Source organism: Chitinophaga alhagiae (assembly GCF_003568665.1).
GTDB classification, from domain to species: Bacteria; Bacteroidota; Bacteroidia; order Chitinophagales; family Chitinophagaceae; genus Chitinophaga; species Chitinophaga alhagiae.
This window is the reverse complement of the sequence record NZ_QXMH01000001.1, coordinates 204,243-227,720: the sequence shown is the minus strand read 5'-3', so window position 1 is coordinate 227,720 and position 23,478 is coordinate 204,243. Positions and strand designations below refer to the sequence as shown.

Genomic DNA, 23,478 nt, shown 5'->3' with positions numbered 1-23,478 from the left:
CTTAAAGCCGGCCCGCAATACTTATGATCGTTGTTGCCTGCTGCATGAAACCCGCCAGCCGTTGTTTCGTTTATTTCGTTTATTTTCCTATCTTTGAAATGAAAAATCAACGGGATATGGAAGCGATACTTGAGAAAACCACGAAAAGCGATCAAAAAATTGCCAGGGCGCTGAGGCCCAGGGTTACAGAGGTATCCGCAGCAGTAGCGAAAACGAGCAGCAGTACGGTCCCATTGCGGATTGCCGGGTACAAACAGCCATTGGAGATACCGAAGTCGGCCATGACGCTGCTTTTTACAATTCTGGATAATATGGCAGACGGCAACTCCTTTGCATTATTCCTTTCAGATGATAATGCAGAGATCAGTACGCAGCAAGGCGCAGATCTGCTTGGCGTGTCCAGGCCGCATCTGGTCAACTTGCTGGAGAAAGGCGAAATACCTTTTCACAAGGTGGGGACACACCGCAGAATACAACTTAAAGATCTGATAGCTTACAACAAAAAGATCAAGAAAAATAGGGCCGATAAGTTAGATTTTCTGGCTGATCAGGCACAGGAGCTTAACCTGGGATATTAGTTTTCATGAACGATACCGAAAAGTTTGTTGTGGTACTGGACGCGAACGTTCTCTACCCGGCCCCCTTACGAGATTTTTTTCTACGCCTGGCAGAAACCGGTTTGTATATACCGAAGTGGTCTGACGAAATTCATGATGAATGGATAAGGAACCTGCTGCTAAAGCGCCCTGATCTGAAGGAGGCCCAGTTAAACCGGGCCCGGCAGGCAATGGACAGTGCTTTCCCCGACTCGAACGTAGCCGGTTTTAAAAGCTTGATAGCTGGCTTGAGTTTGCCGGATAGCGGTGACCGGCATGTACTGGCCGCAGCTATAAAATGTGGTGCAAGGATGATCATTACGTTCAATAAAAAGGATTTTCCGGCAAAGCATGTCAAAACATTCAATCTTGAGATAAAAAACCCGGATGAATTTGTTATGCTGCTGCTGAAGGTTAACCAGCCTAAGGTGTTACATGCGCTGCGGAGGCAGGTCAGCGCCCTTAAAAATCCGCCCCAAAGCAGAGAGCAGGTATTGTCTTCCCTGAAAAAATGCGGTTTGGCGCAAAGTGGAGGAATGTTGGCAGCGGCGCCCGGTTTGGCGTAAGTACCTATGCGCCATGTCCAAATCCCCCCGCCACAAAGTCCACATCACACATCATCGAACTTCTTTTTGGACAATACCTTTGCTTAAAAAGCAATACCATGTCAAAGGAACACAAAACAGTGCAGCAGGTGGCCGCCCGGTTCATGGAGCTGGCCCGCCAGGAAAAATGGTTCGAGATACACAACGAGCTGTTTGCTGACAATGTAAAAAGCGTAGACCCGCCTGATTCTCCCTATTTCGGCTATGCGGAAGGCAAAGTACCGGTGCGGCAAAAGGGAGAGCGCTTCGTGAGCCGGATCACGGCGCTCCACCACGCCGCCACTTCAGAGCCTGTTATAGCGGGCAACCACTTTGCGGTGGGCCGGGAAATGGATATTACCACGCAGGACCACGGGAGGATACAGATCAACGAGATCATGTTGTATGAAGTGAAGAACGGGGAGATCGTGCTGGAGCAGTTCTTCTACTAGGCCGCGGTTATGACCGGGCAAACATACAGGGACCAGGCCGTTGACGGGTACGCCGTCAACGGCCTGGGTGTGCTTGACTAGAACTGCTGCAGCGCCTGGCTGAGGGAGACGCAAACGCCACGCAGGTGCATAGAACAGGCAATGACTGTTTTATGCGCCATCATCCGATCAAATAGGCAATGCCGCAATTCACCGGCCCGCACAGGTCCGCTATTTTTTTACTGCTGAACAGGTTTTCCAGCAAGGTCCTTGCCTCCTTGTATTCGTTATGGATGGGGCAGGGGCGGGTGGCGGAACATTTGCTCAGGCCAAGGCCGCATTCTTTAAACACCTGCTTTCCATCAATTGCCTCAATTATATGGATGATGGGTTGCTTTATTTGCGCTTTGGAAACATAAAAACCACCGGCAGGGCCTTTCATGCTGTTGATGACCCTTTGTTTGACGAGCGTTTGCAGCAGCTTGCCGACCGTATGTTCGCTGGCGTCAATATATTCCGCAATTTCCTTGATTCCCGCATTTTCGCCGCTTTCAAATTTTGAGGCCAGGTAGATCACTGCCTTTATAGCGGTTTTACATGTATTGCTTAACATCGGATCATCTGTTTAAAAAATTCTGGCCTTCTTCAGATATCATCTCGTGGTTCCAGGGAGGATCAAATACCAGCTCCAGCTCAACATCATAACCTGGAAAGCAGGCTGACAGGTTATTTTTCACACCATCCGCAATGGACTGGCCCATGGGACAAAATTGCGTGGTTAAAGTCATTAAAGCAAATATTTTTCTGCTGTCTTCCTCAAAATTCAACTGGTATATCAACCCCAGGTCTACTACGTTCAATCCTATTTCAGGATCAAGCACATCATGCAGGCTGGCCAGCGCAATGGTACATCTGAGATCATTATTGGTGGCTACATTCATTTCACGGTGGCTTTATGAAAAAATATTTTGAACACGTTGCCGCTATACAGCACGGCGCTGCAGAGCAGCAGCACCGCGCCGGCTTGTGTGATCAGGGTGTTGCCGGCCAGTATGCCAACGGCAAAACATACAAACCCGGCCAGGTAACTGAACGCCATGCCATTAAACATCCGGGAGCTGAACAGGTCTTTTGGATGGGGTGTTTTACCCAGGCCTGCTTTGGCGTGGTATGTTTTATTCCAGACAATGAACGGCAATGTTTTGAAGGTCATTCCCAGGATCAGGGCCGTCAGCCATCCAAAAAAGATGGTGAAGCCGTACGCCAGCACCAGGGATGTGCTGGCACCTGACAGCAGCAGCACGGCAATAATGGTGAACAGGAATACCATGGGCACTATCATCATCAGCACGGAAAGCAGCGATATTTTCATTTGCCCGTCCACCTGTTTCCGGATGCGCTGCCGGTACGCATGGCGGCAATAGGCCCCGAACAGTACCAGCGCTGCGGCCACGAGCGCTGCCGGGAACAGGTAAGTAAATGAAGGAAAGGGCAACAGGAACAATATTAAAAATATCACCAGGCCGCCATTGATCAGGAAATACATCCACCATAACATGCCGGGGTGGTTGAACTTCGAGATCAGGAACATGGGTATCAGCCGGGAGCCAACGCCGATGACCAGCAGCAGGAACCATCCTGCAATACCGATATGGGCATGCAGCGAAAGATAGTGGAGAGAATTTTCAGGTAAAATGTGCGCGGTAAAATTAAATACCAGGAAGCCGCCAACCGCCGTTGTGATGAACAGCCACACGCCGGCCGTGAAGATGAAGGTGGCATGTACGTTTCCATGACGGCTCTGGTCAATACTTGCGCCAACATTGATGAGGTACAGCAATACCCCGGTATTGACCAGCACGGCCCCGTATTGCGCGGGCCAATGCATGTCAAAGATGTAGAAGGCCCATACCAGCAACGGGATGCCGGTACCGGAAAATATAAAAGAGAGGTATGCCAGGGAAGGGCTGTATAGCTTGCCGCCGGTCAAGACGGGCAGCAGTTGATGGCTGGCGCCCAGTATGATCATGGTGCCCCAGCCAAGTGCCATGGCATGCGTGACCGCCAGTATTTTAGGCTGAAAATAATGCCCGGAAAACGCGTGCGATGAGGCAAGCAGCAGCACGGCGGAAACAACGAACGCCAGCGCCGCATAGATATAAAAGGGCAATACCACCTTGTGGGTAGTGGTTTTCGCTATGTCACTGCCTGCCAACATCATTGCTGAAAATTATGAGGTGTACTTCCCCGTCGCTGATCTCTTTTATCCTGTAGTCAAATTGCCTTTGGGCCAGCTCGGGAAGCAGGAATACGGGGATGCGTTTATGGTATACGAATAAGGCGGTCTCAACAGGCAACTGGTCCAGCTCTTCTAATATGGTGAGCATGGGCAGCGGCATTTCAAGGTGGCGCACGTCAATCGTTTTCAGTTTGCCCTTGAATTGCCGCAGGATGTTGTCCCAGTTCATCTGGCCCTCCGCCGTGGGCGCGGGATGCCATTCTTCCGCTGATGTCCTGTAGAAAAAGGTTTCCACCAAATTGTCGTCAATTTGTTCGGCATAGGATGCGAAGCCCTGTTTTTGCAACAGGAGCATCAGCGGAGTAGGCTCAAAAGTATTCTGGATCTTTAGCACCTGGCCGCTTTGCAGGTGGCGCACCTTTTCGAGGATGATATTCAGCGGGTCTTGCCCCAATGCCAGCACCGGCCGTACATCCAGCAGCACCACCTGGTCTGGTTTGACCGTTTTGAGGAAGCCGGGCACATCCTGCTTTTCTTCCGGCCCTGCCGGTGTGGCAAGGTCAATGTCAAACCCCAGGGGCCGCAGTTTGGCGAAGAAATCGCCAACAGGGCAGCCGCCGATCTTGCTGGCCATGGCAACAGTGGCCCTGCCTGCTATCAGCTTTCTTAAAAGCGGGTTGCGCAGCTTCTCAAATTTGGGAGAGATACTGATGATCGCTTCCAGCGCGGCGGGGTGGTGCTTCAGGATGGCGGCGATCCTTGTACGGGCGTTGATGACCATGATCTTCCAGGTTTAAGGTGAAACAAGCGCCTGCCGCGGTTGGCGGGCCGGCGCTTTTCCATAACGTTATTGTTTTTCGAGCGCAAGCGCTTTAGGGAAGAGGATGTTGTTTTCAAGATGAACATGCAGGTGCAGGTCACCCTCAAATTCCTCCAGCATCCGGTACAGCAGGCTATAGGTGGCGCAGGCGCTATCCGGCAAGGTATAGTTGTTGCTCAGGGTCCTGATCTCTTCCAGGGCCTTGCCGGTCATTTCATGTTCTGTTTCCATCACAGTGACCGGATGCCCCAGCGTTCCGGGATTGGCCGCTGCGTGCTTTTCTGTTGCCAGCGCTTTAATAAAGGGGAACAGCGCATTTTCCTCCTCTTCCAGGTGAGCAGGCAGTACGGCGCAGATCTTCTCTACCAGCTGATAGATCACCAGCAGCTCCGGGTTCATCTCCCCATGTACCTGTGCCACTTTTGCCGCATAGGCGCGCAGGTCGGGCAGCGTTTTCTTTACATAGGAGTGATGCGTATTCACAATGTAGTCCGCCAGAAAATCAAGGCTCCAGTCATCATAGGGGAGCGGCCTGGCGCCGGGATTTTTATCCACCTGCTGCAGTTCATACTCAATTTTGGTGACATCCAGCCCTTTGTCCGCGCAAGCCTCCTTGACGCTTTTCTTGCCTCCGCAGCAGAAGTCAAGGCCATATTTCTTGAATACTTCCGCTTTACGCAAGTCTTTAGCGGCAATTTGGCCGAGGGTTTCCTCCCCGGCGCCGGTGATGTTTTTACTGATCCGCACTTTCCACCACTCCGGCCCCTGCTCCAGGTATTCCCAGGAGAATATATTTCCCCGCTCGCCCAGCAGTTGGTAGTAAAGCGGTTTGGGGTCATGGTCATTATGTATGGTAAGGCTTTCCCCTTCCCGCAGGTGGTCGAACCGGGCAAAAATGGTGGGATGTTTTTGTCTTGGTTCCAGCAAGGTCACGTCCAGGATGTTTTCCGCTATGGTTTGCATGTGTTTGTTTTTATGAGTGAAAAAATTGTTTTAAGGTAATGTGGCGGCATCCGCGGTGTCATCCCTTTGCCAGGTGATCTTGTTGCCGAAGCCTTTTGAATTGTCGGTCATTTTTATTGATGTCAGGCTGATCATATAGATGGCGCCCGGTACCGCCCTGGCCAGGGGGAATTTTTTATAGTACAGTGCCGGGGCATCTTTCCCGCCGGTGGCGGCGGGAAAGAGAACAGTACCCGAAAACTGGATGCCCTTCATGGAGAACAGGTGCAGCTTGTCTGGCAGAATGGTGCCAGCAACGCCGGGCCTTTCCATGATGATCTGGCTATGCAGGGCAGTGGCGGCAGATTTGAAAATGAGCAGGTGGTTGTGGCGGTCAAATGCATAACAGCAGTTAAAACAATGCGGCCTGTTCTGTGCATCCGTGCAGCATATGGTGGCCACCGTCTGGCCGAGCATGAATTTGACTATTGTTTCGTGCAACATATACGGTTATTTTTTTACGGAAGGGAAGGCGCTTGGTATTTGCTGCAGCAGGTCTTGCAGAATAACGCCCGCCTGGTGCTGATCAAAATCCTCATGCTTTTTTTTCTGCACGCCCATCCGGGTCAATTCAACTTCCATATCTGGTGTTATGCCGTGATTGGAAAGGCATGCCTTTGAACAGGCCAGTGGACAGCCATCTATTACTATGATCTTTCTGCCTGACAGCGCCGCCCTGACCAGTGACCTTACATTCCCGCCAACCCCGGCTATGCAGGACATTTCCGCCAGGCCGGCCCTGTCCAGCTGAACAGCCAGGTAGTTGGCCATTTGCGCCGCGCTGGAGCAGCCGGAGCAGGAATAAACGAGCGGTTTGCCGTGTAGTGTCTGACTGGTCATGTGCTTTTAATTGTGTACTGCAAATATAGGGACGAATAATATAAAAGTATAAAAGTACTTTGATACTTTTATTATTATTTTCTTGTGGAAGTGTCAAAAGTGGGGAAAGCTGATCAATGTCAGGAAGGGTTGTGACGTGGGTCATGGTTTCCAACTTCCTGGTATGGTATGGAACAGGCAGGGGATAACCTGGGGAATGGCTACAGCGGGAATATCACTTGTGAAAACAGGCAGGCGATACGTGAACGTGATTGTTCGCAAGGGAAAGAAAAAGAAGGCGGATAAAGACGGCAGGAAAACAATAGTAAGTGATGAAAGGTTTTCCTGGTACACGCTGAAGAAGTACCAGCATTTACAGCATGCCCGCCGGCGGGGAAATGGTATCACCAGTTTTTCAGACCGGCGGGTATTTGCTGCAGGAAACGCGCCAGCCCCGGCCCTTCCCGGTGAACGCGCACGGCTTCCCTTTCAAAGCCCAGTACAGGATAAGAGCCTTTTTCTTCCGCGGTTTGCTGCGTGGTCACAATAAAGGGGATACCCCGCTCCCGCGCAAACGCCACCGCCCCGTTCAGCGAAGTGATGGACCCGCCCGGATGCCCGCTGATATTGCAGCTGGTAATGAGCAGCGCCGTGTAATTGTTGCCGCCCCAGATGGCGTCTTGCGGGTAATGGTCAAAGGAACGTTCCACCTGCATGAACAACCGGCGGAACGGCCCGTTCAGCAGCAGCCCCTGGTGCTGCCCGTTCCTGATAACGGCAGACTGGAAATGCCGGTGCCTGAATTGCAGGCGGATAAAAGCGCCTTCCATGTTCCGGAACTGTTCCGCCGTATGAAAATCGCAGGGCAGCGCTCCCGGGCGTGCCTGCGCCAGAAAATGCTGCAGGCTGCCAATAGCCGTGCCGTAGTTTTTTCCTTCCAGCCGCATTTTGCAATTGTCCAGCTGGCGCGCGCCTTCCGCGGTGGGCGCGGCCATCAGGGCAAATACCGTTGGCAGCTGGATGAGTACCGGGTGCTGGTGAACGGTTCTTGTTACCATGGCCATGGCCGCGGGAGTGTTCATGTCAATCAAAGGAATGGCGGTGGTGCGGTGGTGTACCGGTTTACGCAAGGGAGTGGTGATCGTTTCCATCATGGTGTGTTTAATTGGGGTGACTGTTCTCATCATAGCGTGTTTGGCGGCAATGCTCGTTTCCATCACATATGTTTGTTTGGGGTGACCGTACAAATCTACCACCGCCCGGCAGGTCGGAGTAGCGGTTTTAACGCAGGGGTGGTGCGGGTTGATGGATGGGTGGTTTTGATTAATAGGTAACAGGGCTTGCCTGCGCCCCGGTGGTGGGGAAGTGAAAGGTTACCCGCTCTACCATTGGCTTTGTACAGATGCCTGCCTGCGCCCCCCTACCGGCGGAGTAGGGATTGCATAGCGCCATCCATACCGGAACACTATAGGAACGCTACAGGGTCAGTATAGGGAAAGCGAACGGTAGGTGGACTTGATGCGGAAATGCCCTGCAAATGATGTAGGGATGATCTGGCGATGCCATTTTGAGTTAACACCGGCTAAAAAAGGGTGCGGAAATACGTTCAGGATATCACGCGCAAGGCAAAAGCAGCGGGGAACAGTGTTTTCAGGGTGTTTTAAGGAAGAAAAAGTGAGGCTTGGGCATGAAGGGGCGTTCAGCAAGGCTGGGGAGGCGGTAAAGGATATAAAAAGATCTGCGAAGCGGAGGTTATTCCTGTTGCGGATGGTGGATCACCGATTTCGGCCCTCCAGGCGTTGTGTACGCTATTCCTGTTGCGGATGGTGGATCACCTATTTCGGCCCTCCAGGCGTTGTATACGCTATTCCCGTTGCGGGTGATGAATGACCAGACCCGGCACAACCGGCGGCTGCACCCGAGGCTGCCGCTGCGTACCATGCGGAACGGGTTCCTCCCGCACAACAATCGCTGCCTCCGGCTGCAGCACAGCAATCACCTCCGCCGCCATAAATTTCCGGTTACCCAGCAGGTACGGGCGGCCATGTTCCATCTGCCAACTGGTCACCTCCAGTATCACGCAGGTGACCGCATCCCGGTCAGCCGACACCGTCAGCGAAAACGCCGCCGAAGGTTCGTCCGCCTTCAGCATCACCATGTCTGACGCCGCGGCCTTTGCAGTAGCGAAGCCGCGCTCCAGGCATACGGCCACCGCCCTGATGCCCACATGCGTGGCCCTGGGGTTGCACAGATGCTGCCGGATGGCGGGAACGGTTACGCCAATGCTGCCGTCCGCATTTCGCATAGCGGCGGCCTCTACGGGCAAAACATGGGAAAGGTCTGCATGCGGGGTGAAGCAGAAACGCTCCAGGTCACGGAAGTACCGCGGTATAAAACGTTTCTGCCGGTGCAGGTCATCTTGCCGCAATACGTGCAGCAGGCTTTTGTTCAACCTGTTGATCACCGTATTGTCCTGCTTTACGTGCAGCAGCCCGTGCAGGGCGTGGCGTATGGTAGCGCCCAGGCGGCTGGCCTTGCCGAAGTGGCGGCTGCTCACCTTGCTGTGCGGGCTTTGCCGTACTTGCTCCGGCGCGCTACGCAGGTAGTACTTTTTGCCCACCCGGTAGCCGATGAGGTTACCCACCTTCCCGGTGAATTTTAACAAACTTGTTTGCGTTGCCATAACATCTTTTTTATTGAATGTAAGGTATTTGGCGGGGCAGGGCCGTGAGGGGGATTCAATAGATTCTAAAAGGAGAACGATTGGCGTTAGCAATTTTCCAAAAGCGCTTCGACTCAGGTTAGATATTGACGAAGGGAAGTGCATTGCGGGGTGGAGATTATCGAAAATGAAGGCGGCTTTTCCGGGGAAGCGGGCCTTCCTGTAAGATAGTGTTACTATTCAAAATAAATTCAGTACTCTGCCATTGGGAGCTGGCTATCTTTGAGAGATACCTTCAATAAATCAGAAAGTATGAAAAAGAAGCCTGTAAATTCCAGACGAAATTTTATTCAGCATACGCTTTTGTCAGCTACGGCATTAACTATTGGCCCATTGAAAGGCGTTGCGGCCGGTTTTCTCGAAAGTACCGCGGAGGGTAGCGGCGCCAGTGTAAATACCGGCAGGGAAAAGGTGTTGTTTTCTTTTGATGATCAGAGCATCCCCTGGCAGCATAACCTCAAAGTTACTTTGGTAGAAGCTACCAAACATCCCGGTAACCCGGTGCTGAGGCGGGGCCCGGCAGGCAGTCCCGATCAGGGGCATGCCATATTGTATGGGACCGTTATTAAAACAGGTGACCGTTTCCGCATGTGGTACCTGGCCATGCACGAGACCAGGATAGTTAAAGGGCAGGCCCCCGGCAACTGGCGGCCCATGTGTTATGCGGAAAGCAAAGACGGTGTACACTGGGAAAAGCCGGATCTCGGGCTGGTTGAATTTAACGGCAACCGTAACAACAACATCTGCCTCATTGAAGGTACCCCGCATTCATTGACTCGCATAAATGATTTTTTATCAGTACTTTATGAACCAAACGACCCGGACCCGAACAAACGGTACAAGGCCGTCTATATTGCCCACGTGCCTGTTGATGATATTAAAGGAGGGCTTAGCAAAATAGGCCCGCCTGAAAAAACGCCCTGCGTAACTATTGCCGCTACCAGCGCGGACGGGTTGCGGTGGAAGGTGGTAGGTGACCGGCCTGCTGATGCCGGCGGGGAACGTTTTGAAGTATCCAGCCTGTACAAATTCGGGGACTTCTACTATTCTACCGGCCAGCTTTTGTCACCCTGGGCCTGGATGCCGGACGGGCGCCCGGCCGGCAGGGTGATCATGGTGTACCGCTCGCCCGATTTTAAAAACTGGTCAAAGGCAAAAGCGTTCGGTTTTGCGCGGCCGGGGCAATGGGCCAATCCGCCCATAAAAGGGCAGCAGTCCCATTTAGGGGTTGGGCTGTGGAACCGCGGGAATGTGATGGTGGGCCTGTACGGCATCTGGCAGGACGGGTTGCCCGCCTCCGAGCGGCCGCCCGGCGCTTCGCATTTACTGGGTACCAGCGTTGACCTGGGTTTGATATTGTCTAACGATGGCATTCACTACCGCGAGCCGGCGCCCGATTTTAAGGTCATAGCCCGCGGAAAAGCCGGCGAATGGGATGATACGGCCTTGCTGCAGGGGCATGCTTTTGTGAATGAAGGCGATCAGACCATGATCTGGTATTCTCACTGGGATACAGGCGGAAAACTGAAGAACATGGAAATCGGGCTGGCCACGCTGCGGAGAGACGGGTTCGGCTATTTATCAAGGCAGCACGATGTAAACGATGCCCATTTCCTGACCGCCACGCAGGAAGTAGATAAACAGGCCCGGTTGTACATCAATGCAGACGGGCTAAGCCAGGATGCTCCGCTGTATGTGGAATTGCTGGACCACCTGGACCGCCCGCTGGAGGGTTTTTCCGGTAAACACCGGGCGGTACTGGTGAAAGATGGCATCCGGCAGGTAGTGGCATGGCGGGGATCACAGGTATTGCCTGCCAGGAAAAAGTTTGTTGTAAAAGTGTATTTCCCTGAAAATAGTACCGCCAGGGTATATGCGCTGTATGTAAGTCAATCCTGAGTATGAAGATAACAGACGTTAAAACAATATTGCTGAGCGGCCCCTGTACGAACGATCCTTTTCTGAGTGAACTGAGAACGATGCGCAGCGCGGCCTTTATCCGGATAGAAACGGACACGGAGTTATACGGAACGGGTGAAACCTATGCGGGCTATTTCTTCCCGGAGGGGGTGCCGCCCATTGTGGATTTTTTTAAGCCGGTACTGATCGGGCAAACGGTTGACGATATCGATCTGCTGTGGCAGCGCATGTATCACGCCGGCAATTTCTGGTGCCGCGTGGGCCTGGGAGCCATTGTGCTGGCCGGAATAGAGGCCGCCTTGTGGGATTTGCGCGGTAAAGAACTTAAAACCCCTGTGTACAAATTACTGCAACAAAAATGGAGCGCTGCGTTCAGCAGCCAGCATTTACAGGCATATGACCCCGAGCGCCCTTTACCCTGTTATGCAACAGGCGGCCCCAGCAATTTCCCGCTGGAACGGCTGGGGGAGAAAGTAGCGTTTTACATGGAGGAAGGTTTTAAGGGCGTTAAGATCGGCGCAGGCGCCTTCGGGCAAAACAAGGTGCTCACCCTGCATCATCATCCGGAAAATGCCGCCGCCGCGGAGGTAGAAAAAGCCGACTTCATCCGCCGGCAGTTCGGCCCTGATCTATGGTTAATGCTGGATGCGCATATGGGGAACAGTCCCGGTGTTACCTGGGGACTGGACACCGCCCTTACCGTATGCAAGGCGCTGGAGCCGTACGGATTATTGTTCCTGGAAGAACCGCTGCATTATACCCGGCCAGACTGGTACGCCACGCTTTCAAGGTCCACTTCTGTACCGGTTGCCGGTGGGGAATGCCTGACCGCCGTTTGTGAGTGGCAGGCGTTCATTGACCAGGAATGTTTCCATATTGGCCAGCCGGACGCCTCATTTACCAGTGGCCTGAGCCCCTTTATGGATGTTGCCTCCCGCTTGTCCCAGCGCGGCCTGGGCATTGCCACGCATGCCTGGGGCGCCGGCGCTTCCCTGATGCAGAACGTACATGCCGGGTTTGCCAGCGCCAATACCCGCATACTCGAAATTGCCCCGGCCTACGGCCCGCTGCATGCTGAGCTGATCGGTGATTCACTGCAGATCAGCAAAGGGCATGTATTGCCTCCCCAAGCGCCGGGGCTGGGCATAGACCTGCGGCCCGATACAATAGACCGGTATCCGTTCATTCCCGGAACGGGAGAATTTAACAGCGTTCCGGGCAAAATATTAACAACCTGAGTGCCATGAAAATATTAATTGACGTGCCGGTTTACAAGCCCGCTTTAGACCGGTTGCGGCAGCGGCAGGGGCTGTATGTTGAGGTGGTGGAGCCGCCGGCGGAATACTTGCGGCCGCTGCCGGTTGACCGTATTGAGGATTGTGACGTGTTGTTCTGCACCATTCCGCCGGAGAATCACCGCCAGATGAAAAAATTGCAGTTCATCCAGATCTGCTCCGCGGGTTACACGCAGCTGGCAGGCGCCGGTTTCCCGGAAAGGGGCGTGCGTGCCAGCAATGCGCTGGGGGTATTTGACGTACCTATTGCGGAATGGAATATAGCCATGATGATCAACCTGAAACGGAACCTGCGGCAGATGGTCCGCAACCAGGAGGCGGCCGTTTGGGACCGTTCCGCCGTTTTTCAGCAGGAAATAAGGGGCAGTGTGGTAGGCATCTGGGGATATGGGGGCATTGGCCGGGAAACGGCCCGCCTGGCCCGCGCAATGGGCATGCGGGTACATGTACTGGGCCGCCGCCGGCCGCCTGTCCGCAGCAATACTTATGTAGTGGCCGGCACCGGGGACCCGGATGGCACGGGATACGACCGGTTTTTCCCGCTTGAGAGCAAAGCGGATTTTCTGCGGGGGCTGGACTTCCTCATCATTGCCATGCCCGGAACGCCTGAAACATTAGGCATGGTAAGTGCAGAAGATCTGAAAATGCTGCCGGCGCATGCATTTGTACTGAACCCCGCCCGTGGGCCTATTATACAGGAGCAGGCGCTCTTGCAGGCGCTTCGTGAAAACTGGATCGCGGGCGCCGCGCTGGACACGCACTATTATTACCCCATGCCGCCAGACCATCCGCTGTGGCGCATGCCGCAGGTAATACTAACGCCGCACATATCCGGAAGCAGCGCCAGTAACCGCTTTAAAGAAAGGATATGGGATATTTTCACACAGAATGTTGACAGGTTGCTGAACGGTGAGAACTTATTGAATGAACTGTCACCAGCGCAACTTCAACCTGCCTAAATGTACTTGTTATGATCTTTGACTACGTGGAGAACTACACACGTTACGCAAAAGGCAATACCGCCGTATGGGAAAAGGTATTTGACTTTATTGCCGGCCTCAACGAAAATTCGGCGGCCGGGAAATTCGATATTATAGGTGATGACGTGTTCGCATTTGTACAGCACTATGAAACGCTGCCGGTAGAAGCCGGTAAAATAGAAGCGCATGATCAGTACCTGGATATTCATGTTCCCCTCTCCGGCAGTGAACGGGTATATTTTAGCGCCCTGGAAGCGCTGGTATTGCTGGAAGACTTCAGGCCGGCGTCTGACGATCTGCTGTTTGCGTTCGATGCGGCAAAGGCCAGCAGCTTTGAACTGACGCCGCGGCATTTTGCGCTTTTCCTGCCGGGAGAAGGGCATATGACACGGATTCAGACAGGCCCTGCGCCGGCCGCCATTAAAAAGGCCGTTATCAAAATTTCCGGCAACCTCTTTTACGGGCCTAAATAACGAACGATGCATAGACTAAGGTACATGTTGCTGTTCCTCCTGCTGGCGGGCCCTTGGTCGGAAGCCAGGCCCCAGCTGCCGGAACGGCCGCTTAGAGTGGTAGTGGCGGGAGTAAGCCATGGGCACTCGTCCTGGATATATGGTGCAAAGAAGACCGGCGCTATTGAAGTAGTGGGCATCTTTGAACCAAACCGGCAGCTGGCCGCGGAATTTAAACAGCGGAATAACTTACCGGCATCGCTTTTTTACACAGACCTGGAGCATGCGCTGGATACGCTGAAGCCGGAAGGCGTGCTGGCATTCAATGCCACCAGCGAACATCTTTCCGTGGTCAGGGCCTGCGCGCCAAGGGGTGTTCATGTAATGGTGGAGAAACCGCTGGCCACCACGGAAAAAGATGCAAGGCAGATAGCCGGTCTGGCTAAACGGTATGGCATTCAGGTACTGACAAACTACGAAACATCGTGGTACCCCACTACACGTAAAACCTACCAGCTTGTGCACGATACCGGCTTTGTAGGACAGGTCAGGAAAGTAATATTTCATACAGGGCATTCCGGCGCCAGAAGGCAGGAGCATATCCGCTTCTTTTTTGACTGGCTGACGCACCCGGTAAAGAACGGCGGAGGGGCCTCATTTGATTTTGGCTGCTACGGCGCCAATATCATGACCTACCTTATGCAGGGGGCGGCGCCTTTTGCCGTGACCGCGGTTAACAGGCAATTCAAGCCGGATATATACCCCCGTGTAGATGATGAATCTACGGTCATTCTCAGTTATCAACAGGCGCAATGCATTATCCAGGCATCCTGGAACTGGCCGTTTAACCGGAAGGACATGGAGGTATACGGCGTGGCCGGCTCCATCAGGGCGCATGACCATACCAGGCTGTCTGTACGCTCCATGCAGGACAAGGCAGAACGGCACCTGCTGGTTACTAAAGAGGATACGCCCGTGTACGACAACCCCTTTGAGTTTTTTGCGGCCGTTGTGCGCGGGCTTGTGAAGCCAGACAGTTATTCTCCCTATACCCTGGAAAATAATGTGCTGGTGGTCAAAATTCTGGCCGCCGCGCGGAAGTCCGCCCGTTCGGGCAAAACGGTCAGCTTGAAATATTGACAATCAAAACAGCATCATGAAGTACAGTTCCCGGCTCTGTTATTTATTGGTATGGCTGCTTCCCTGCAGTTGTTCCCTGAACCGGAAAACTTCCGGCGGCCAGCAGGATAGCACGGTTTTTCACATTCTGCACGGGGGGCAATCCCTGGGAGAAGGCAGCCAGTCGTTGCCGCTGGTAACCACCGCTCCAACAGGGTACGGGAATTTCCGGTTCTCAATGGGCACACACACCTGGCGGAATAACTACGGGAACAACCCGGAAAGCCGCCCGGACTCTTTGTTCACCTTTGTGCCGCTAACGGCGGTGCAGCTGGGTGGTATTGGTGAAACCATCGGCAACGGGGTGGCGGACCACCTGCGTGCCGCATTGCAAAAAGCAGGGCGCAATGGCCCGCGGTTCTTATTCAGTTACGCGGGGCAGGGAGGCCGTTACATACGGGAGCTGAACAAACGGCATGATGATGCGAAAGACCCGAGAGCGGCCGGCCGGCAGTCGGCAGGCGGGTATTACCGGACGGCTATTGACGATGTGCGGAGGGCCCGGCGGCAGGCCCTGCAAATGGGCCGGCCCTACCAGGTATTGGCCTTGACCTGGATGCAGGGCGAAGCCAACGGAACGCTCCGGCTAAACCGCTGGGAAGGACCGTTGACCAGGCAGGCGGCCATGGAACATTACCGGGAAGATCTTGTGGCGCTGAAAGAAGATCTTCAGCAAGACGTTCAGGCCATTACAGGGCAGCAAGCACCGCCTCCTTTTTTCATGTACCAAACGGCCGGCAATATGGCGGGCATTGCACAGTTTCAGGCCAGCGAAATGTACGGTGACATGTACCTGGTAGCGCCCACATATATGCTGCCAAATGCAGAGAACGGCTACTACTACAGCGGCGAAAAACGAATGCATGGAGACGGCATTCACCTGACGGCAGATGGCGAGCGCTGGCTGGGTGAGCAGTTCGGGAAGGTAATTTCGGAAGTCATGTTTTCCGGGAAGAACTGGAAGCCGCTGCACCCCAAACGGGCATGGCTAAACGCTGAAGACGGCGCCATATATATCCGCTTCCACGTACCGGCGCCTCCTTTGGTACTCGATACGGCCTGGTTGCCCGCACAGCAGAAAGGATGCGGATTTGACGTGTTTGACAGCGGCGGCAACAGCATAGCGGTTGAAAAGGTGGAAATAGCCGGGGAGGACCTGCTGAAACTCCGGCTGAACAATCCTGGCAAGGCCATGCCCGCCAGTATACAGTATGGCCTGAATAGCCGGGTGGCAGACCTTTCTCTCCCCGTAGCCGGTGTACGGCAGCCGGTTACTCTAAAAGATGGCCATGAGGGGCTGGACGTAATTTTTGACGGGGACCTGTTGGCCGAAGTAGCTGCACTAAGAAAGGAAGGGGTGTTTTATATCGGGAATATAGCAGCCGAGAATATTTTTACTAACCTGATCATCCGGGAGGTTTTCCTGGATGCCGCCGGGCAAACAGTGATGCGCGGGGAATTGAAAGACCTGAGAAACAACGTGCCCTTTCAGAAAGGGCAGCGTATCTATACAGCCAGAAGATATGCTTACGGGAACCTGAGAGATTCAGATAACCGCCAATCGGTATTTACATTTTCAGATACTTCGTACGGTACCCGCCAAGGGCAAAAATACCCGTTGTACAATTACTGCATAACCTTTGAGGCGTTGCCGGTCGGCGGCAAGGAATAGTTCCTGCCGCAAAATGTAGGATTGTGTTATTATAATGGAAAAAAGTAGGAATACTGTTGATGATTAAAGGGTAGTTTTGAAGTAATACGTTAGACATATTCAACCATCATACAGAGCGCATATGAATACATGACCTGTTTCTCCCGGGAAACGGGAAGCGCTGATATTTTATATCCGATTTTTTGCCGGGCAACAATAATTGATATGGGTTTATTTGCTGGAACGGTCCTCCGCGGTACATTCTTTTTCCTTTTCACGATGGCCGCCTTTCATGCGGGTGCGGCATCACCCTGCGCTGATTCGGTGCTCCGTTTTCAGACAGCGGATGGTGTAAGGTTCGGGATGTGGGGAAAACGGACAGGTACCGCGCCTGCCCCGGTGCTGTTCATTTTGGCAAGTACGATTGATGAAACATTAGGCAGCGGTTATTTCAGGCAATGCGGCACGCGGCTTTCAAAAGAAAACGGCTGGCTTTGCGTGTCGCTTGATTTACCCTTTCATGGCGAGCTGCACACGGAGAACGGGCAAAACAACCTGGCGGAATGGGCGGCGGCAGCCCGGCGGAAAGAAGATTTTGTTGCCAGTAACAATGCGCGGATGAGATCGGTGCTGGACTACCTGGTGCGGCACGGGTATGCGAATGATACGCTGGTTTTTGCATGCGGCACCTCACGCGGCGGGTACCTGGCGCTGCAGTTTGCGGCGTATGACCAACGGGTAAAAGCGGTAGCTGCTTTTGCTCCCGTAACGAAGCTGACCGCCTTGCGCGAGTTTGAGGGAATGACGGAGGAGGGCCTGCTTCCTTCTTTCCGCCTGAACAAGCAACTGGATAAACTTGCCGGCCGGCATTGCTGGCTGGTTATTGGAGACCGGGATGCCCGGGTGAATACAGATGATGCCGTTCAGTTTGCGAGAAACCTGAGCGCCCGCATAGCGGAACGCAAGGAGGGCGGCAGTGTGGAACTGAACGTAATGCCGGAACCCCGGGGCCATACAACGCCTCCCGGCGCGGCAGACAAGGCCGTGGAGTGGTTCCGGCGGCAGGCGCCTGATCATTTGCCGCGCTGGGACAGTACTGCCCGCCCCGATATTTATTATTCCCGCGTAGAACTGTTCCGCTCGCTGCCGCATTCCGGGAAGGACATTGTTTTACTGGGCAACAGCATTACGTTCTGGGGAGACTGGAACATGTTACTGGCATCTCCCCGCATCAAGAACAGGGGCATCCCGGGAGATAACACCTTCGGCGTGCTGGAAAGAATCAACGAAGTGACGGAAGGGAAACCGGCAAAGGTGTTTTTGCTGATCGGCATCAACGACCTGGCCAAAAATATCCCGGATAGTGTCATTGTTCGCAACTACAAACAGATCATTGCACAAATAGAAAAGGGATCGCCCGGCACAAAAATTTATTTCCAGACCTTGCTGCCCACACAGAATATACTGAACAAGCGATCCCCTATTTATAACAATAACGACCGTATACGGAAGATCAATGCGTCCATCAGGGAGCTGGGCGCTTTGAACAAGCGGGTGGTGATAGTAGATCTTTATCCCCACTTTGCCGATGCCGGTGGAAGGCTGAAAAGGGAATACACCTGGGATGGTGTTCACCTGAACCTGGCGGGATACAAGAGATGGGCGGCCATCCTGGAAGCGGAAAAAATATTGAAATAGCTGGTTTTTGCCATATACCTGAATTTTTATCAGACAATACGAAGTAATTCCATTTTTCATTTTTTCAACCAAAACTGTTATGACTATACCGCGATTGGGAAACAGGATGCGTGCGCTACGCTGTTGCGCCCTTCTGGTGCTTTTTCTCACTTCTTTTTCGGCTGCTGTAATGGGTCAGAGAACAATTACGGGCACTGTTGTAGACGAAAGTCAGCAGGGGCTTCCCGGGGTAAACGTTTTCGTCAGGAACAAGAGCAGCAAGACCGTTACCGCCGGCGATGGCCGCTACAGCATTCAGGCCGCTACAGGAGATTCAATTGTTTACTCGTTCGTAGGAATGAAAGTAATGGTCGTTCCCGTACGGGACAGATCAAGTATTGATGTAACGCTGGAAAGGACCACCACTTCCCTGCAGGATGTGGTGGTGATCGGCTATGGTACGGTGCGCAAGGGAGACCTCACCGGCTCTGTTGGCGTGGTGAACATGGAAGATGCCGGCAAGGCGCCGGTGTCTAATTTTGCGGAGGCGCTGGCAGGCCGGATTGCCGGCGTACAGGCGTCCTCTGCGGATGGTCAGCCGGGCGCATCCATCAACCTGGTGGTCCGCGGCGCCAACTCCATTAACTACTCCAATTCCCCGCTGTACGTGATAGACGGGTTCCCGTTTGAAGATCCGCAGCCCGCCTCGCTGAACCCTGCTGACATAGCGTCCATTACCGTGCTCAAAGACGCCTCCTCCACGGCTGTGTACGGCTCCAGGGCCGCCAACGGGGTAGTGGTGATAGAGACCAAAAAAGGAAAGCTGGGGCGCCCCGTGGTAACGTTCAACAGCTCCGCGGGCTGGCAGTCGCTTCAGAAAAAGGTAGACCTGATGAATGCCTATGAGTTTGTGAAATACCAGGAAGAGCTGAATATTGTGCGTGCCACGCCTGACTGGACGGCCGCCCGGTATTATTCGAACGGGAGAACGCTGGAGTCTTACAAGACCATTGAGACCATAGACTGGCAGGACCTGATCATCCGCAACGCGGCCCCCTTTATGAACTACGACATTGCGTTGCGGGGCGGCGCGGGCGGTACCAGGTATTCGATTTCCGGCAACATACACGACCAGGAAGGCGTACTGATCAATACCGGTTTCAAGCGCTACCAGGGGCGTTTAACGCTAGATCAGACCATCAGCAAGACCTTCAGCGCGGGGTTAAATGCCAATTATGGGTATACGGATACCTACGGCCCGCCGGCCGCTTCCGGCCAGTTCACCAACTACACATTGTACCAGACCTGGGGATACCGCCCGGTGGCTGGCGAAGGAATTGACCTGCTGAACGATGTGGTAGACCCTGATAACAATGTGGTGAATAACTATCGCTTCAACCCGTACTTATCCCGTACCAACGATCATACCCAGCAAACTTCCGGCAACCTGAACGCGGCTTTGTATGTAAGCGTCAACCTGACCCCGTCACTGGTGGCCAGAGTGTCCGGCTCCATTTATAAACGAACGGACCAGCGAGACCTGTTTTATAATTCCAATACGCCGCAAGGCTCGCCGAAAATTCCCGAGAATACGCGGGGCATCAATGGTTCGGTATTTTTTAACCAGTTCAATATCTGGTCTAACGAGAATACGCTTACTTACCGCAAACGCTTCAATGACCATGCTATTGACGCGGTGGGCGGTTTTTCAAACCAGTATACCAAAAATCAGCAGTTCGGGTACTCCGGCATGAACCTCCCGAATGAATCTTTCGGTATGTCCGGCCTGGAAGAAGGGCAGGTGTATGCCTCAGTGGCGTCTGTCAGTTCCAATTCCCTCTCCTCTGTATTTGGCAGGGTGAACTACGGGTATAAATCCCGCTACCTGTTAACGGTTACTTTCCGGGCAGACGGTTCTTCCAAGTTCAAAGGCGAGAACCAGTGGGGGTATTTCCCCTCCGGCGCATTTGCATGGAATGTGATAGAAGAACCGTTTATGAAAAGCCAGCGGTTGTTCTCCAACCTCAAATTCAGAACAAGCCATGGTATTACCGGCAACAACCGGGTAGGTGACTTTGCCTATGCGGCCCGCATTACCATGCCGCTGGTCAATTCCTACTCCTGGAACAATGCATCGCCCACCCATGGCCTGATCCAAAGCGCGCTGGAAAACAAGGACCTGAGATGGGAAACCACCGAGCAAACTGATATTGGCCTGGATGCGGGGTTTCTCAAAAACCGGGTGGAGCTGACGGTAGACGTGTACAGGAAAACTACCCGGGATTTGCTGCTGTCTGCTGACATACCGGGCGCTTCTGGTCTGACTACCAGCACCATGAACATTGGCAGCACGCAGAACAGGGGGCTGGAAATTACCCTCAATACCGTGAATATCGAAAAACGGGACTTCACATGGTCCAGCAATTTCAACATCAGCTTTAACAGGAACAAGATCATTGCGCTGGCAGACGGGCAGCAGTCTTTAACCGGGTCTTCCCTTATTGCGTCCAACCTGTACATGTCTTTTGTAGGCCAGGAAGCAGGTACCATGTGGGGCTATGTGTTTGACGGGGTTTACCAGTATGAGGATTTCGACAGCCCTTCTCCCGGAAAATATATCCTGAAGAAACAACTGCCCTCAAACGGGAATGCCCGCAATACTATCCAGCCCGGAGACCAGAAGCTGAAAGACCTCAATGGCGATGGCACGGTGGACATATATGATATGACGGTGATAGGGCGTTCCCAGCCGGTGCATACCGGCGGGTTCACCAACAACTTCCGGTACCGGAATTTTGATCTGAACGTTTTCATGCAATGGTCTTACGGTAATGACCTGCTGAACATGACACGCTACCAGTACGAAGGCAACGGCAGCCGGCTGGCGGACCTTAACCAGTTTGCCAGTTATATTGACCGGTGGTCTCCCACCAACCCCAGCAATACGCTGTACAGGGCCGGTGGTCAGGGCCCGCTGGCGCGCTCTACATCGCGGCTGGTTGAAGACGGGTCTTACCTGCGGCTGAAAACGGTCTCGCTGGGGTATAACATGCCGAAGCACGTGGCCCGGAGACTGTATATGAGTGATTTGCGGCTGCATTGCTCCGCGCAGAATTTATTGACCATTTCAGGCTACTCCGGCCTGGACCCGGAAGTTTCAAGGGTCAATTCCATACTTTCCGGGGGGCTGGACTTCTGCGCCTATCCACATGCCCGGACCATCACTTTCGGCTTAAACGCAACCTTCTAGGTCTTTATTTCAAGCAACAATTTTTACTATGAAACGGAGTTTAGTTTTTATATCAATAGTGTTCCTGCTTTCGTCTTTTTCATGTAAGCGATTGCTGGATACGAAACCGGTAGATTTCCTGGCGCCGGAAAATGCCTACAATACCCCCGAGCAATTGACCAGCGCGCTGGTAGGCGTGTACGATGTTTTGGGGAATACCTACATGTATGGCAGCAGAATGTTGTACCTGTATGGGCTGGAAGGGGACATGTCGTATTACGGCGCAACCAACCCGGCAGATGGCCCGCAGCAGTATGATTTCAATTCTTCCCATATAGAAGTGGTCAACCACTGGAACGCGCTGTATACTGGCATTGGCCGGGCCAACAACCTGCTGGCGAATATTGACAACAACCAAAGTATCCCGGAGGGCACCCGCCACCAGGTACGTGGCGAGGCGTTGTTCCTGCGGGCGTACTACTATTTTTTGCTGGTACAGACCTACGGCGGTGTTCCCCTGCAGCTGGAGCCGACCCGGTCTGTAAGCGATGCGCAGCGGCCCAAGGCATCTGCTGCCGAAACCTATGAGCAAATACTGTCTGATATGAAAGCGGCGGAAGGGCTGGTGGCCCCCATTACCACACTAGGGTTTGGCGGGCGCGTGAGCAAATCTGCCGTGAGGGGCATGCTGGCCCGGGTATGCCTGTATATGGCCGGTGAACCGCTGAAAGATGTTGCCCGGTGGGCTGAAGCGGCTTCCTGGGCAAAAAAGGTGATGGACGATGGCGAAGCAGACCATGCCCTGAACCCGAGCTTTTCGGAAGTATTCCTGAATTACGCGCGGGATAAGTACGATATCAAGGAAAGCATCTGGGAAGTTGAGTTCCACGGCAATCTTAAAACCAGCTACAATGAAACGGGCCAGAACGGGAACGTGAACGGCATATCCAGCGGGAACCTGTTAACGGGTACGGCAAATGGCCTGGTGAAAGTAACAACAGAGCTGTTCTTTAAATTCAGGGAAGGGGACCTGCGGCGCGATTTTTCCATTTCGAACTATACGTACAATGCCACCGGCCCCAATGGCAGTAAAACATTTGCGGCCATTCCCACCCACCGCAACCAGTACTATGGCAAGTTTTCCAATAAATTCCGCCGAGAGCACGAAGCGCTGACGGACAAAGCGTCTAACTGGACGCCCATTAATTTCCCGCTGCTGCGGTATGCCGATGTAATGCTCATGTTTGCGGAAGCGGACAATGAAGTGAACGGCCCCACAGCAACCGCCATTGAGGCAGTGAATGACCTGCGCCGGCGTTCATGGTCATCAGGCATCCGCTCCATTACCGTAACAGACGGTGGCAGCGGGTATACAACGCCGCCAACGGTCACTATCAGCGGCGGCGGGGGCAGCGAGGCGCAGGCAAAGGCCGTTGTTGATGTAAACGGCAAGGTAACCCGCATAGACTTTGAGTTTGACGACATCCAGGGCTTTAAGCGCGGTACCGGCTATACGGCCGCCCCCGATGTGGTGATCAGCGGCGGCGGCGGCTCCGGCGCAACAGCTACGGCCGCTGTCTTTTTGCCGGACGAAGCGGATATGGAACCTGCTGACTATGCAACCAAAGAAAGCTTCCGCGAAACCATACGGCTGGAACGTATACGCGAACTGACCTTTGAGCTGCTACGCAAGCGGGACCTGGTCCGCTGGGGCATCTTTGAAGAATCCATGCACTACGCCGGCAGCCGCATACGGGTAGATGTTCCCACCGCATACTATGCCGTACCGTTCGAAAATGTGGAAAACAAACATAAGATATGGCCCATACCGGCGAGGGAAATTAACCTGAACAAACTGCTGGAGCAAAACGCTAATTGGTAA

Annotated in this window: 21 protein-coding genes; 12 read left to right on the top strand and 9 right to left on the bottom strand. The window is 53.5% G+C overall.

Features of this window, described 5'->3' with window-relative positions; genetic code table 11:
* Positions 1-116 precede the first annotated feature (116 nt).
* The 3 genes from D3A97_RS00905 (at position 117) to D3A97_RS00895 (ending at position 1,632) form a co-directional block, all read left to right on the top strand.
* Positions 117-578, top strand: a complete 462-nt coding sequence (locus tag D3A97_RS00905) for a helix-turn-helix domain-containing protein (protein WP_119078364.1) — start codon at positions 117-119, stop codon at positions 576-578.
* A gap of 5 nt (positions 579-583) precedes the next feature.
* A complete protein-coding gene (locus tag D3A97_RS00900; protein WP_119075716.1) occupies positions 584-1,162 on the top strand; it encodes a PIN domain-containing protein in 579 nt (192 codons plus the stop codon).
* A 98-nt stretch (positions 1,163-1,260) separates the two neighbouring features.
* Complete coding sequence (locus tag D3A97_RS00895) at positions 1,261-1,632, top strand: SnoaL-like domain-containing protein (protein WP_119075714.1); 372 nt, start codon at positions 1,261-1,263, stop codon at positions 1,630-1,632.
* Positions 1,633-1,792: 160 nt separating this feature from the next.
* Here the strand turns inward: D3A97_RS00895 and D3A97_RS00890 are convergent, their stop codons facing one another.
* The 9 genes from D3A97_RS00890 to D3A97_RS00850 all read right to left on the bottom strand — a co-directional run bounded on the left by D3A97_RS00890 (position 1,793) and on the right by D3A97_RS00850 (position 9,174).
* Positions 1,793-2,224, bottom strand: coding sequence for an RrF2 family transcriptional regulator (locus tag D3A97_RS00890; protein WP_119075712.1), 432 nt, complete (start codon positions 2,222-2,224; stop codon positions 1,793-1,795).
* 4 nt (positions 2,225-2,228) lie between these two features.
* Complete coding sequence (locus tag D3A97_RS00885; protein ID WP_119075710.1) at positions 2,229-2,552, bottom strand: metal-sulfur cluster assembly factor; 324 nt, start codon at positions 2,550-2,552, stop codon at positions 2,229-2,231.
* Positions 2,549-3,832, bottom strand: coding sequence for a cytochrome C oxidase subunit I (locus D3A97_RS00880; protein ID WP_119075707.1), 1,284 nt, complete (start codon positions 3,830-3,832; stop codon positions 2,549-2,551). The genes D3A97_RS00885 and D3A97_RS00880 overlap by 4 nt, the downstream gene beginning before the upstream one ends.
* Entirely contained in the window at positions 3,813-4,631 is an 819-nt protein-coding gene (locus D3A97_RS00875) for a DUF2249 domain-containing protein (RefSeq protein ID WP_119075705.1), read from the bottom strand. Before D3A97_RS00875 ends, D3A97_RS00880 begins: the two co-directional genes overlap by 20 nt.
* A 66-nt stretch (positions 4,632-4,697) precedes the next feature.
* Positions 4,698-5,633: an iron-sulfur cluster repair di-iron protein gene (gene ric, locus D3A97_RS00870; protein ID WP_119075702.1), complete on the bottom strand. Its 936-nt coding sequence runs from the start codon at positions 5,631-5,633 to the stop codon at positions 4,698-4,700.
* A gap of 30 nt (positions 5,634-5,663) precedes the next feature.
* On the bottom strand, positions 5,664-6,116 hold the full coding sequence (locus D3A97_RS00865; protein WP_157986295.1) for a PNPOx family protein: 453 nt from the start codon (positions 6,114-6,116) through the stop codon (positions 5,664-5,666).
* Positions 6,117-6,122: 6 nt separating this feature from the next.
* Positions 6,123-6,512 (bottom strand): putative zinc-binding protein, encoded by a 390-nt coding sequence (locus tag D3A97_RS00860; RefSeq protein WP_119075697.1) that lies wholly within the window; start codon positions 6,510-6,512, stop codon positions 6,123-6,125.
* Positions 6,513-6,895: 383 nt separating this feature from the next.
* A complete protein-coding gene (locus D3A97_RS00855; protein WP_119075694.1) occupies positions 6,896-7,708 on the bottom strand; it encodes a hypothetical protein in 813 nt (270 codons plus the stop codon).
* A 647-nt stretch (positions 7,709-8,355) separates the two neighbouring features.
* Positions 8,356-9,174 (bottom strand): hypothetical protein, encoded by an 819-nt coding sequence (locus D3A97_RS00850; RefSeq protein WP_157986294.1) that lies wholly within the window; start codon positions 9,172-9,174, stop codon positions 8,356-8,358.
* A gap of 291 nt (positions 9,175-9,465) precedes the next feature.
* Here D3A97_RS00850 and D3A97_RS00845 point away from each other — a divergent pair, with 291 nt between their 5' ends.
* The 9 genes from D3A97_RS00845 (at position 9,466) to D3A97_RS00805 (ending at position 23,478) form a co-directional block, all read left to right on the top strand.
* On the top strand, positions 9,466-11,112 hold the full coding sequence (locus D3A97_RS00845; RefSeq protein WP_157986293.1) for a glycoside hydrolase family protein: 1,647 nt from the start codon (positions 9,466-9,468) through the stop codon (positions 11,110-11,112).
* 2 nt (positions 11,113-11,114) lie between these two features.
* On the top strand, positions 11,115-12,371 hold the full coding sequence (locus D3A97_RS00840; RefSeq protein ID WP_119075688.1) for a mandelate racemase/muconate lactonizing enzyme family protein: 1,257 nt from the start codon (positions 11,115-11,117) through the stop codon (positions 12,369-12,371).
* A gap of 5 nt (positions 12,372-12,376) precedes the next feature.
* Entirely contained in the window at positions 12,377-13,387 is a 1,011-nt protein-coding gene (locus D3A97_RS00835; RefSeq protein ID WP_119075686.1) for a D-2-hydroxyacid dehydrogenase, read from the top strand.
* 11 nt (positions 13,388-13,398) lie between these two features.
* Positions 13,399-13,881 carry a NanQ anomerase/TabA/YiaL family protein gene (locus D3A97_RS00830; protein ID WP_119075684.1) on the top strand — a complete coding sequence of 161 codons (483 nt, stop codon included), beginning with the start codon at positions 13,399-13,401 and terminating at the stop codon, positions 13,879-13,881.
* Between the two features lie 6 nt (positions 13,882-13,887).
* Entirely contained in the window at positions 13,888-15,000 is a 1,113-nt protein-coding gene (locus D3A97_RS00825; protein WP_119075682.1) for a Gfo/Idh/MocA family protein, read from the top strand.
* A gap of 16 nt (positions 15,001-15,016) precedes the next feature.
* The gene (locus D3A97_RS00820) at positions 15,017-16,711 is read left to right on the top strand and encodes a phosphate ABC transporter substrate-binding protein (RefSeq protein ID WP_119075680.1); all 1,695 of its coding nucleotides are present in this window, start codon (positions 15,017-15,019) and stop codon (positions 16,709-16,711) included.
* Between the two features lie 477 nt (positions 16,712-17,188).
* Positions 17,189-18,388: a GDSL-type esterase/lipase family protein gene (locus D3A97_RS00815; RefSeq protein ID WP_198673812.1), complete on the top strand. Its 1,200-nt coding sequence runs from the start codon at positions 17,189-17,191 to the stop codon at positions 18,386-18,388.
* Positions 18,389-18,557: 169 nt separating this feature from the next.
* Positions 18,558-21,617: a SusC/RagA family TonB-linked outer membrane protein gene (locus tag D3A97_RS00810; protein WP_198673811.1), complete on the top strand. Its 3,060-nt coding sequence runs from the start codon at positions 18,558-18,560 to the stop codon at positions 21,615-21,617.
* Positions 21,618-21,708: 91 nt separating this feature from the next.
* A complete protein-coding gene (locus D3A97_RS00805; RefSeq protein WP_198673810.1) occupies positions 21,709-23,478 on the top strand; it encodes a RagB/SusD family nutrient uptake outer membrane protein in 1,770 nt (589 codons plus the stop codon).

What these genes read in the sequence shown, in the direction of transcription:
- D3A97_RS00855 (WP_119075694.1), bottom strand. Translation starts at nt 7,708, where the DNA reads ATGGAAACGAGCATTGCCGCCAAACACGCTATGATGAGAACAGTCACC.
- D3A97_RS00865 (WP_157986295.1), bottom strand. Translation starts at nt 6,116, where the DNA reads ATGTTGCACGAAACAATAGTCAAATTCATGCTCGGCCAGACGGTGGCC.
- D3A97_RS00825 (WP_119075682.1), top strand. Translation starts at nt 13,888, where the DNA reads ATGCATAGACTAAGGTACATGTTGCTGTTCCTCCTGCTGGCGGGCCCT.
- D3A97_RS00835 (WP_119075686.1), top strand. Translation starts at nt 12,377, where the DNA reads ATGAAAATATTAATTGACGTGCCGGTTTACAAGCCCGCTTTAGACCGG.
- D3A97_RS00885 (WP_119075710.1), bottom strand. Translation starts at nt 2,552, where the DNA reads ATGAATGTAGCCACCAATAATGATCTCAGATGTACCATTGCGCTGGCC.
- D3A97_RS00850 (WP_157986294.1), bottom strand. Translation starts at nt 9,174, where the DNA reads ATGGCAACGCAAACAAGTTTGTTAAAATTCACCGGGAAGGTGGGTAAC.
- D3A97_RS00820 (WP_119075680.1), top strand. Translation starts at nt 15,017, where the DNA reads ATGAAGTACAGTTCCCGGCTCTGTTATTTATTGGTATGGCTGCTTCCC.
- D3A97_RS00890 (WP_119075712.1), bottom strand. Translation starts at nt 2,224, where the DNA reads ATGTTAAGCAATACATGTAAAACCGCTATAAAGGCAGTGATCTACCTG.
- D3A97_RS00860 (WP_119075697.1), bottom strand. Translation starts at nt 6,512, where the DNA reads ATGACCAGTCAGACACTACACGGCAAACCGCTCGTTTATTCCTGCTCC.
- D3A97_RS00900 (WP_119075716.1), top strand. Translation starts at nt 584, where the DNA reads ATGAACGATACCGAAAAGTTTGTTGTGGTACTGGACGCGAACGTTCTC.
- D3A97_RS00875 (WP_119075705.1), bottom strand. Translation starts at nt 4,631, where the DNA reads ATGGTCATCAACGCCCGTACAAGGATCGCCGCCATCCTGAAGCACCAC.
- D3A97_RS00845 (WP_157986293.1), top strand. Translation starts at nt 9,466, where the DNA reads ATGAAAAAGAAGCCTGTAAATTCCAGACGAAATTTTATTCAGCATACG.
- D3A97_RS00830 (WP_119075684.1), top strand. Translation starts at nt 13,399, where the DNA reads ATGATCTTTGACTACGTGGAGAACTACACACGTTACGCAAAAGGCAAT.
- D3A97_RS00810 (WP_198673811.1), top strand. Translation starts at nt 18,558, where the DNA reads ATGGGTCAGAGAACAATTACGGGCACTGTTGTAGACGAAAGTCAGCAG.
- D3A97_RS00880 (WP_119075707.1), bottom strand. Translation starts at nt 3,832, where the DNA reads ATGATGTTGGCAGGCAGTGACATAGCGAAAACCACTACCCACAAGGTG.
- D3A97_RS00840 (WP_119075688.1), top strand. Translation starts at nt 11,115, where the DNA reads ATGAAGATAACAGACGTTAAAACAATATTGCTGAGCGGCCCCTGTACG.
- D3A97_RS00905 (WP_119078364.1), top strand. Translation starts at nt 117, where the DNA reads ATGGAAGCGATACTTGAGAAAACCACGAAAAGCGATCAAAAAATTGCC.
- ric (WP_119075702.1), bottom strand. Translation starts at nt 5,633, where the DNA reads ATGCAAACCATAGCGGAAAACATCCTGGACGTGACCTTGCTGGAACCA.
- D3A97_RS00895 (WP_119075714.1), top strand. Translation starts at nt 1,261, where the DNA reads ATGTCAAAGGAACACAAAACAGTGCAGCAGGTGGCCGCCCGGTTCATG.